We start from the raw sequence: 8,621 nt of genomic DNA, 5'->3' as shown, positions 1-8,621 counted from the left end.
CAAACCCGTATAACTACCGCCATTCAAATAAGCCTTAACAAGCCTAAGCTTAAAATTCAAACTGTGTTTTTTGTAATTAACCATAAAAATGCCCCCAAGAAGTGTCTAACTTTTTGGGGGCAGTGCATTGCTGAGCGGCTCTTTCAATATTCAAGTCTTAAGATTAATCCATCTTAGTAAAGCGCAAGCTTGAAAGCTCACCCGCATGTTGGATTTTCATAAAGTAGCTTCCGTTTACCAAACGTTTCACGTTAACGCGATGTACGTTTTTACCTTCTGAAATCTTGATCGGCGATGAACCTACTGCAACACCGGCTGCATTGTAGATCAAAACCTCCGTGTTGCCCGCTGAACGCGAAGAGAACTGGATGTCAACATAATCCTGTGCAGGGTTTGGTGCTACCACAGTACCCAGGATAATGCCTGGATTTACAGAGATGATCTTGCTTTTGGTAAATGTACCGTCCGCATCGATTTGCTTCAACTGGTAATAATTGATTCCCAGCAATGGACTTTCATCCACAAACTTGTACCAGCCTGTGCGCTGATCCGTAAGAGAAACTGTTCCCAGTACTTCCTCATTTTTCAATTTGTCGTCGTAGCGAAGTACTTCAAATTCTTTTCCATCCTGCTCCGCAACTACTTCCCACGAAAGCTCCACGCCTTTTTCAACAACATCACCTTTGAAATTTGATACGTAAATAGGAAGCGGCACACCAATGCTGAAACGCTCAGCAGTTGCTGTCGATTTACACAAGCCTCCTTCAATTTGCATTGTATAAACACCATTTGGCAATTTGCTATATTCGACAACCGGGTGATTATTCTGAGGAGCTAGTCGATTCTGACGAACTGCCCTATTCTGATCGTTCATGATTTTCCAATCGATCGCGAAAACGTCTTCCCCGTCAAAAAGGAATTCTACTTTGGAATCACTGGTACTGATCAATGACTGGATGGTAGGGCCCTTTTTACAGGCTGTCCGTGTGTCTGTAGCTGAAACACTGAAACTCCGGGTCGCAACGGCTGGTGCCTTACAATCCAATGCCTTCATTTCAAAAGTATAGGTCCCGTTTTTCAAATAGTTGAACGTCACCGGAGCTGAATTTCCGCCCAGCTTTCCAGTCTCGCCGCTAGCTACTGCATAAGAGCCTTGTAAAATCCGCCATGAGAAAGTCCGCAGGTTATCGCCGCCGAAATTCACTGTAAGGCTTTGCGGCGTAATGCTGCTGAGTGAAGAAACCGAAGGTCCATTCTGGCAGTCAGGTATAGTCACAACCGGTTCGGCAATCGTAAAGTCTCTTCTTGAAATGGATGATTTACAACTGTTACCTTCAATTTCAAGTGAATAGTTACCTGGATTAAGCGAATTGAAGGTAATGTTGGCAGCTTTTGCTCCGTTCAGATCACCGGTAGTGCCTGAACGCAATTCTGTATCGCCCGTCTCAATTCTCCATTTTACAGTACTGATCCCGTTGCCGGTAAATGCGAAACGCAGCGCGGTTTGAGTGATATTTGTGATACCAGACAATGCAGGTCCCGAGTCACAGTTAGGATCAGTTACGACTGGTTCCTGAATTGTGAAATCACGACGAGAGATAGATGATTTACAGTTATTACCCTCAACTTCAAGTGAATAATTTCCAGGACTAAGAGAATTGAAGTTAATGGTAGCAGCTTTACTTCCACCCAGATCTCCGGTAGTACCGGAACGCAATTCTGTATCGCCCGTCTCAATTCTCCATTTTACAGTACTAATTCCGTTGCCGGTAAATGCGAAACGCAGCGCGGTTTGAGTGATATTGGTAATACCAGATAATGCCGGCCCTGAGTCACAATTTGGATCTGTTACAACAGGCTCATTGATTCTAAAATCTCTTCTTGAAATAGATGACTTGCAGCTATTACCCTCAATTTCGAGTGAATAGTTTCCTGGATTGAGAGAGTTGAAGTTAATGTTAGCAGCTTTGCTTCCACCAAGATCTCCGGTAGTACCAGAACGCAATTCTGTATCGCCCGTCTCAATTCTCCATTTTACTGTACTAATTCCGTTGCCGGTAAATGCAAAACGCAATCCGGTCTGGCTGATGTCTGAAATATCGGATAAAGCAGGTCCCGAGTCACAGTCCGGAGTCACAGTCCCGCCAATTGTAAAATCACGACGCGAAATTGATGAAGAGCAGCTTTCACCTTCCACTTCCAGCGAATAATTTCCGGGACTTAGTGAGTTGAAATTAATATTAACTGTTTTTCCACCATTCAGATCGCCGGTAGTACCTGAGCGTAATTCCGTATCTCCCGACTCAATCCGCCATTTTACCCGACCAATATTTGTCCCTGTAAATGTAAAGCGTAATGCAGTTTGTGTGATATTGGTGATCCCTGAAACCGTCGGCCCCGATTCGCAGGAGTTATCCGAAATGATAGTTCCAGTTTTAGAGTTGCCAGGCCAGTAACAGCTATTCAACATTTGCAATGTGAATTTACCATCCCATTTTGAATCCATGTAGCTGCCATGTCTCTTTTCAATAGTCTCTGGCATCAGACTATAATTGTAGTTCGTTGTACGCTCATCATTAATGCCTTGCTTAATCATCACGTACAGTTTGCCATCTACATACTTTGTGTATTGATAAGTAGATGCGCCATTATCTACAAAAACACCGAGCAAATCCCCATTGTCCATCACATGGCCGTTACAAGTGATCTTATCCCCCGAACGTCCCAGCAAATTCACCGAAGCGGTGCTTGGATCGGGCATGTTGAGACACCCCTTTATAATAGGCTCATTCGTAGAATTGTGCGGAAACTTAGTGCCTTGTAGATTGTAAATAATATCCACATTATTGGCTATCGTACCGTCCCAGTTCAGGTACACCCGATTTTCAACTACATGGGTATTAACTGGCCGACCGTCATTTGTTCGTCCCAAAAATTCTCCGTGTGTCCACTTCACTCCACCGCACAATACCACAGCATTGGTCGCTGCCACTCTTTTAGTAGAGTCGGTTGCGATTGTAAATGGCTCGTCGGCCGCCGCATAAGGATTTCTGATTACATTTTCGGTGCCCAAAGGCGAAACTCTACTGTCATCATTCGAAGCCGCCACAACCGGGCTGACGAGCCCCGCTGCGAATACAAGTTTTAGTAGAAAATTCATAGATAGTAAAAATTAGTGAGCATTAAAATGTGCATTTGTTTATGGTTATTCGTCAATTTATTCTATCACGTGAATCAAATATACTACAAACCTATATAAATATTTCCTTCAAGGATAGAATAAAATTGTCCTGTAAACGTTTTCGCACATTTGTAACGAGCCAAGTTTGGAAATAGGGAAAAACCAGCGAATGCAGCGGCAAATCCTTATTTATTGGTATTGTACACTTTTTAAAAGGTAAATTAAGAATGAAAAAGAGGTCTTCCAGAGGAAAATCCGATGCTAAACTAGCCCGACTAAGTGAAGAGCGGGAGCCTATTTTGCATCTGATTTGAAGCGAGTTATCGAATTTTATTATCGAAATTATTTGATAGCATCGAAGAGGCTTAGGAGAGAGTATAAACAAAAAAACCGCCCTGAGACAGGACGGTTTTTGTAATGATTGAAAGTGCCTTTTTGCACGGTTTGTGACCCATAGGGGAATCGAACCCCTGTTTCAACCGTGAAAGGGTCGTGTCCTAACCGCTAGACGAATGGGCCGACTGGTCTCCTACTTCGCGCGTTATTTCACACTTTCTTTCACTTTTGCGCTTCCCTTTTCCGAAAACGTGGTGCAAAGATGCACGGTCGATTTTGAAATTGCAACTGTGGAAGCGAAATAAAATTGACTTATTTTCTTATCCATTCATTCTCAGATGCTTCAAAGTGAAAGTTTTTTTTCTGCGCTGTGGCGATAACATTAAATTCGGGTAACTTTCTAAATTTGGGTTGAGCATTCTTCACTTATTTACTGCTTATGCTAAAAATTATCCGCTTTTTTCTGCTACTCCTTTCTCTGAATCCCATTTTTGCTCAAAATACAACGCCTGAACAACACTTAGGATTTCCTCTCGGCTCCAAATTCGCCTTTCATAGTCAGATACTCCAATATTTCACCTTGCTCCAATCCCAGAATCAGGATCGTGTGAAGCTAATCCAATATGGATCCAGCAATGAAGGCCGTCCGCTGATGATCGCATTCATTTCTTCGCCTGATAATATGGGCAAGCTGGAATCCATTCGGCAGAATCACCTGAAGAGCATCGGTCTGATGGAGGGTAAACCGGATGCGAGCGTGCCTCCGATCGTTTGGCTGAGCTATAATGTGCACGGAAATGAGTCCGTTTCGGCCAACACGAGTATGCAGGTTTTGTATGAGCTACTCAACAAGCAAAATACGCTCACACAAGATTTCCTGAAAAATATGGTGATCATGATCGATCCCTGCATCAATCCGGACGGATATGAGCGATATACGCAGTGGTATAACAGGGTACAAAATGCAGTTCCCGATGTGACGCCATTTGCATTGGAGCACGATGAGCCCTGGCCAGGCGGCAGGTTCAACCACTATCTGTTTGACCTCAACCGCGACTGGGCGTGGCAAACGCAAAAAGAAACCCAGGAGCGGATTGTATTGTACAACCAATGGATGCCACATTTCCATGCCGATTTCCATGAAATGGGGAGTTCAAGAAGTTACTACTTCCCTCCTGCGGCCAAGCCGTTTCACAAAGATTTTACCGCCTGGCAGCGTCAGTTCAATGATATTATCGGAGAGTATTGCAGAAAGTATTTTGATAAAAACAATTGGGCATATTTCACCAAATACAATTACGACCTCTTTTACCCAAGTTACGGCGACACGTGGCCAACTGTAAACGGAGCTGTGGGCGTCACTTATGAACAGGGCGGCGGCGGTCGTGCGGGTCTCGGAATCGAGCGCAAAGAAGAGCATGACACACTTACCCTCAAAAGCCGCATTTCGCACCATTACGCGACCAGTTTGGCGACATTAGAGGCAGTTCTGTCTCAAAAAGAGAAGATTGTTTCCGAATTCATTAAATATCACGACAATGCTGCGAAGGCTCCGGCAGGTAATTTTAAAAGTTATGTGATCAAAACAAAGGGTCAGGAAGAGCGGATCAGGTCGTTTGGAAGCTGGCTTGATAAGCAGGGAATTTTGTACGGTACTGCCGGAAAAGCGATCAATGCGAAGGGCACGGAAATGACTGGAATCACAGAGGAATCGGTCAAGATCGAAAGCAGCGATTTGGTGATCAGCGCCTATCAACCCAAGTCCAACCTGCTGAGGATCCTGTTTGAACCAAAGCCTGTTCTGGAAGATTCGGTGACTTACGATGTGACGAGCTGGGGTCTTTCCTATATTTTTGGTTTAAAGGCTTATGGACTGAAAGAGAAGCTGGTACCTTCAACTTACAAGACTGAGACTATTCGAAATACAGTTCCGAATTATCCTGTGTATGCTTATATAGCACGATGGTCGGAAGTGGAAGACGCCGTGTTTTTATCTGAGCTTTTGAAAAATGGCTTCTTAGTTAAAACTTCAAATATCCCATTCGAAATAGACAAAATTTCTTTCAATTCCGGCACGCTTATCATCACTAAAAAAGGAAATGAGCGAGCCGATTTCGATAAGCAGGTAACTGCGATCGCAGAAAAGCATTTTGTAAAACTTACTCCTGTAAAAACGGGTATGGTCACTTCCGGCGCAGACTTTGGCGATGATCACGTTCCTTCGATTAACGCGCCCAAAGTGGTTGCAGTGAGCGGCGAGGGCATTTCTCCTACATCTTTCGGGGCTGTCTGGCATTATTTCGAGCAGCAGATCAAATATCCGGTTACGATCGTAAATGCTACCAAACTGCTTTCCTTGCCGTGGAGTGAAATTGACGTACTGATATTGCCGGACGGGAAATATGGAGATATAATCGGGGAAAAGCAGCTGGAAGCATTGCAGAATTGGATTAAAGCCGGCGGTAAACTAATCGCGATGGAAAGCGCGACGGATGCATTTTTAAATAAACCCGGCTTTAACCTGACCAAAAAGTATTCAGAGAAAAAGAAGGATGCCGACTTCTTTAAAAAATATGGCGACCAGGAACGCGAAGACGCAAGCGATTCATCACCTGGCAGCATGTTTCAGCTCACAATGGACGAAACACACCCGCTTTCGTTCGGTTGTGGTAAGGAATACGTCACACTGGTTAGGGACGCGTATGAGCGAGAATACCTGAGAGACGGTTGGAATGTCGGTTACCTGACTGAAACAAGCTACAAAGCCGGTTTTGTAGGAAATAAAATGGCTGGAAAGTTAAAAAATACACTCATTCTCGGCACCCAGGAAATGGGCCGCGGCCAGGTCATTTACATGATGGACGATCCCATTTTCCGCGCAATGCTTTATCAGGGGAAGATACTGTTTGCGAATGCGGTGTTTAGGTAATTTTGAATGATTGAATGACTGAATAAAAATACATTCAATCATTCAGTCATTCAATCATTCAATCATTAAAATACCTAACCGCAAGTTCATAACCCTTCAACCCCAGTCCGCAGATCATCCCCTTGCAGCGCGAAGTGAGGTAACTGTGGTGACGGAAAGATTCGCGGGCGTGGATGTTTGAAATGTGTACTTCTACGGCTGGTGTTGTAACCGCTGAAAGTGCGTCGGCCAGGGCGATGGAAGTGTGAGTTAGTCCGCCGGCGTTGATAATAATACCATCGAATGTAAAACCGACTTCGTGAATTTTATCAATTAACGCACCTTCGTGATTGGATTGAAAATAGTGGATCTCTGTATCAGAAAAGGTGTTTTTCAAAGTTTCTAAGTAATCCTCAAATGACTGGTTACCATAAACAGTTGGCTCGCGCTTGCCCAAAAGATTTAAATTAGGACCATTCAGGATCAATATCTTTTTCATTGATTCGTGCAGATTTTATTTTCTTCCTTGCTATGTGGCAAAGCTACATTAAACATTTTAAAAACTATCTGCGCCTCGAACGCTCACTATCCGGCAATTCCGTCGATGCTTACGTGCGCGATGTGGAGAAGCTGGAAGAGTTTTTGACACTTGCCAAAATCGACCTGCCGCCGGCCCGCATTGAAGAAGTTCACCTGACTGCATTTCTGAGATACCTGGCCGAATTGGGACTCGCCGCGCATTCCCAGGCGCGCATGCTTTCGGGCATCAAAGCTTTTTTTAAATATTTATTGCTCGAAAACGAAATTTCAGAAGATCCGACAGAACTGCTCGAATCGCCCCGCCTACCCAGAAAACTGCCTGACGTACTTTCGTACGAAGAAATAGAATCGATGCTCGGTGCTATTGACCATTCAACACCCGAAGGAACGCGGAACCGGGCGATCATTGAAGTATTATACAGCTCGGGGCTTCGCGTTTCGGAGCTAACTGGCTTATTATTAACCCACTGCTACTTCGATATTGGCTTTTTGAGGATTTTGGGAAAAGGGGACAAAGTAAGGTTGGTTCCGATTGGGAAAGAAGCGATTAAATACACGCAGCTGTATCTCGATCACGTACGGAAAGAAATTGCGCCAGCGAAGGATAGCGAGGATATTGTTTTCCTGAATCGACGCGGCGGACAATTATCGCGCGTGATGATCTTTATTATGATTAAGGATATTGCAGAAAAGGCGGGGATCACTAAAACCGTTAGCCCGCATACTTTCAGGCATTCCTTTGCGACGCATTTGATTGAGGGCGGCGCTAGTTTGCGTGCAGTTCAGGAAATGCTGGGTCACGAGTCGATCACCACGACAGAGATTTATACCCATTTGGACAGGGACTATCTCAAACAGATCATCACCGAATTTCACCCACGCGCCTGAAAAACGCTATTCTACTTCTTTAAGCAGCGAATCCAGTTTCAGAGAATCTGAATCGGGCGAGGCACCGGGCAATGCGCGGTTGAGCTGTTTCGGCTTGTTCCAGGGAGCCGTCGTGCGGCTCGACATATCGTAAGATATGTACGCAAACAGCGACACGAAAAGAATGAAAACGATGACGAATATGCGCCTGTTCTTATTTGGTTTTTCCATTTTATTCTACTCCTCCTATCTGCTTCGGCGTTTTATAAAGCACCAAGTTTCCCGTTTTAGCAGATATTTCTTCCCATTTCTGATTTTCAAATTCAATAAATGCCACGCCGCCTTTTTTCATTGATCCAATATTACCACCGGAAAGATATTCGGCAAAATAAGTGATATCAGGATTATGGCCAAACAGAATAAGGTTTGAAAAATCCTCCGAAACCGAATTGATCGCGCTTAAATATGCTCTCGGCCCGCCGTCGTAAATCTCTGGTTTGGAATTAATAGACGCCGAATTTACCCCGAGCTGTTTCGCAAAAATTTCTGCCGTTTTGAAAGCGCGGGCAGCGGGGCTGGAAATGAAAATATCCGGCTTTACATTTGCTTCGGCAAGCCATTTGCCCATCACCTCTGATTCCGCAAGACCTCTATTGTTAAGATTTCTGTCAAAATCTTTGACCCTGAAACTTTGGTCTTCCGCGGTCGCATGCCGCACCAGAATGAGCATTTTTTTCATTACACCGTTTTTTTTCAAAAATACAGAATCCGCCAATCTTAAACGTGAAG

Annotated in this window: 7 protein-coding genes and 1 tRNA gene; 3 read left to right on the top strand and 5 right to left on the bottom strand. The window is 44.3% G+C overall.

All coding sequences use genetic code 11. From position 1 onward, the window contains the following. Positions 1-163: 163 nt before the first annotated feature. Positions 164-3,160, bottom strand: coding sequence for a T9SS type A sorting domain-containing protein (locus KOD92_RS16970; protein ID WP_229254713.1), 2,997 nt, complete (start codon positions 3,158-3,160; stop codon positions 164-166). Between the two features lie 468 nt (positions 3,161-3,628). Continuing rightward, a tRNA-Glu gene (locus KOD92_RS16965) sits at positions 3,629-3,700 on the bottom strand. On the opposite strand from KOD92_RS16965, the gene KOD92_RS27555 reads away from it, so the two are divergent. Next, positions 3,694-3,822 carry a hypothetical protein gene (locus KOD92_RS27555; protein WP_255567390.1) on the top strand — a complete coding sequence of 43 codons (129 nt, stop codon included), beginning with the start codon at positions 3,694-3,696 and terminating at the stop codon, positions 3,820-3,822. The two genes, KOD92_RS16965 and KOD92_RS27555, sit on opposite strands and share 7 nt — an antisense overlap. A 134-nt stretch (positions 3,823-3,956) precedes the next feature. Beyond that, on the top strand, positions 3,957-6,446 hold the full coding sequence (locus KOD92_RS16960; protein WP_215234762.1) for a M14 family zinc carboxypeptidase: 2,490 nt from the start codon (positions 3,957-3,959) through the stop codon (positions 6,444-6,446). 58 nt (positions 6,447-6,504) lie between these two features. Here KOD92_RS16960 and aroQ read toward each other — a convergent pair whose 3' ends face one another. Further along, positions 6,505-6,924, bottom strand: a complete 420-nt coding sequence (aroQ, locus tag KOD92_RS16955; protein WP_215234761.1) for a type II 3-dehydroquinate dehydratase — start codon at positions 6,922-6,924, stop codon at positions 6,505-6,507. 32 nt (positions 6,925-6,956) lie between these two features. On the opposite strand from aroQ, the gene xerD reads away from it, so the two are divergent. Further along, entirely contained in the window at positions 6,957-7,853 is an 897-nt protein-coding gene (gene xerD / locus KOD92_RS16950) for a site-specific tyrosine recombinase XerD (protein ID WP_215234790.1), read from the top strand. A gap of 6 nt (positions 7,854-7,859) precedes the next feature. On the opposite strand, the gene KOD92_RS16945 is transcribed toward xerD, so the two are convergent. After that, positions 7,860-8,063: a hypothetical protein gene (locus KOD92_RS16945; protein ID WP_215234760.1), complete on the bottom strand. Its 204-nt coding sequence runs from the start codon at positions 8,061-8,063 to the stop codon at positions 7,860-7,862. 1 nt (position 8,064) lies between these two features. Beyond that, positions 8,065-8,571: a SixA phosphatase family protein gene (locus KOD92_RS16940; protein ID WP_215234759.1), complete on the bottom strand. Its 507-nt coding sequence runs from the start codon at positions 8,569-8,571 to the stop codon at positions 8,065-8,067. Between the last annotated feature and the right edge of the window lie 50 nt (positions 8,572-8,621).

The organism is Dyadobacter linearis (genome assembly GCF_907165045.1).
GTDB classification, from domain to species: domain Bacteria; phylum Bacteroidota; class Bacteroidia; order Cytophagales; family Spirosomataceae; genus Dyadobacter; species Dyadobacter linearis.
This window is presented reverse-complemented; position numbering and strand designations above follow the sequence as displayed.